This is a genomic window from Citrobacter sp. wls826, from assembly GCF_005281245.1.
GTDB lineage: Bacteria > Pseudomonadota > Gammaproteobacteria > Enterobacterales > Enterobacteriaceae > Citrobacter > Citrobacter braakii.
Genome location: NZ_SZWS01000053.1, coordinates 136,164 through 137,921, shown reverse-complemented (window position 1 = coordinate 137,921; position 1,758 = coordinate 136,164). Strand labels below are relative to the sequence as shown.

At 48.7% G+C, this 1,758-nt stretch carries 2 protein-coding genes; both read right to left on the bottom strand.

The genetic code is table 11. From position 1 onward, the window contains the following. The coding region (locus FDW87_RS13110; RefSeq protein WP_252363161.1) for an ABC transporter substrate-binding protein at positions 1-1,180 on the bottom strand (1,180 nt) is incomplete at its 3' end. A 378-nt stretch (positions 1,181-1,558) separates the two neighbouring features. Beyond that, positions 1,559-1,758: hypothetical protein (locus FDW87_RS21195; protein WP_212725442.1), on the bottom strand; the 200-nt coding region annotated here is incomplete at its 5' end.

Genomic DNA, 1,758 nt, shown 5'->3' with positions numbered 1-1,758 from the left:
CCGCCATACGGCGGGCGTTCGGGTTGTAAGGACGCTGTACCGGCATGGCCCACAGCTCAACGGTGAAGCCTTTATCCTGACCCGCTTCCTTCAGCAGCGCTTTAGCCTTTTCAGGATCGTAGGTGTAGTCTTTAACGTCGTCGTTATAGCCCCACATGGTCGGTGGGATCAGGTTTTTCGCGGCAACGCCAGCGCCCTGATATACCGCTTTAATGATGGCTTCTTTGTTCACCGCGTAGGTCAGCGCCTGACGGACTTTCACGTCATCAAACGGTTTCTTCTCGGTGTTGAAAGAAAGGTAGCCAACGTTCAGACCGGCCTGCTCCATCAGGTTAATGTTTTTATCCTGCTTCATGCGCGCGATATCTGCCGGGTTCGGGTACGGCATCACCTGGCACTCGTTCTTCTGCAGTTTGGCGTAACGCACGGAAGCGTCAGGCGTAATGGAGAAGACCAGACGGTCAATCTGTGGCTTGGTGCCCCAGTAACCTTCGAATGCTTTATACAGAATACGGGAGTCTTTCTGGTACTGCTGCAGCTGGAACGGACCGGTCCCAATTGGGTTCAGATCCACTTTCTCCGGGGAGCCGGCTTTCAGCATGTTGTCTGCATATTCTTTGGAAAGAATAGAAGCGAAGTCCATCGCCAGGTCAGCCAGGAAAGGCGCTTCCGGGCGAGTCAGCACGAACTGAACGGTTTTATCGTCCACTTTTTTCACTTCGGAGATCAGATCTGGCAGACCCATCCCTTCGAAGTATTCATAGCTACCGCCAGAGACTTTGTGGTACGGGTTCTGGGCATTTTTCTGACGATCGAAAGAGAACACCACGTCATCGGCGTTTAAATCGCGCGTCGGTTTGAAATCTTTGTTGTCCTGCCACTTCACGCCCTGGCGCAGGTGGAAGGTATAGGTTTTACCGTCTTCGCTGATTTCCCACTTCTCAGCAAGGCCCGGGATCACTTCAGTTGTACCGGTTTTGAACTCGACCAGGCGGTTATAGATCGGTACGGAGCTGGCATCATAGGTCGTGCCAGAGGTGAAAAGCTGTGGGTTAAAGCCTTCAGGAGATCCTTCTGAACAATAAACCAGAGTTTTAGCCTGTACGCTTGCGGCGCAGGTCATAGCCACCAGGCTCAGACCAAGCTTCAGCATCCCTGACTTCTTCAAGGAAATACTCATTCTTCTGCTCCAAATGTGATGTTTGTTGTTTTACCCTTTGCAGTGGGTTTGCACCGCCTGGCCTTTTTTGTTTTTTACCCGGCCGGGTCGGCGTTAAGAGGATAGGGATTCCGTTCACATAAGCGACTGAGTTGCAGTGCGGATTCTCCATGAAATGCCCCTCATGCCCTACAATCTGTCAACAGAATGTGAAAACGTCAATACAGGTAACCGTGATTTACACCAACGGTGAGAATTCGCAAACAAAGATTAAAAAAAGTGCAGAAGGACATTTTCAGCAGGGAAATTTGTGCTACGCGCACTATGCCAGAATAAACATCTTCATATTTCGCAACATTTGGTGATTAACATTTATGCAAATTATTAAAACTTTCTAAATTAATGCTGCATATCTGAGCGATTAATGCCATGAACGCTAAAGCGCACAGCGGAAAATGCCAGGTTCAGCCATAAGTAGCGCAAAAAAAGTTTCAAGCAAATATAAAAAAAGGCAATGGAATATGTCACAGAATCGTTAACAGTCAGTGGGAAGTGGTGCACAATTTTTGCAGATAAAAGGAAGGTCAATTTTGGTCGGT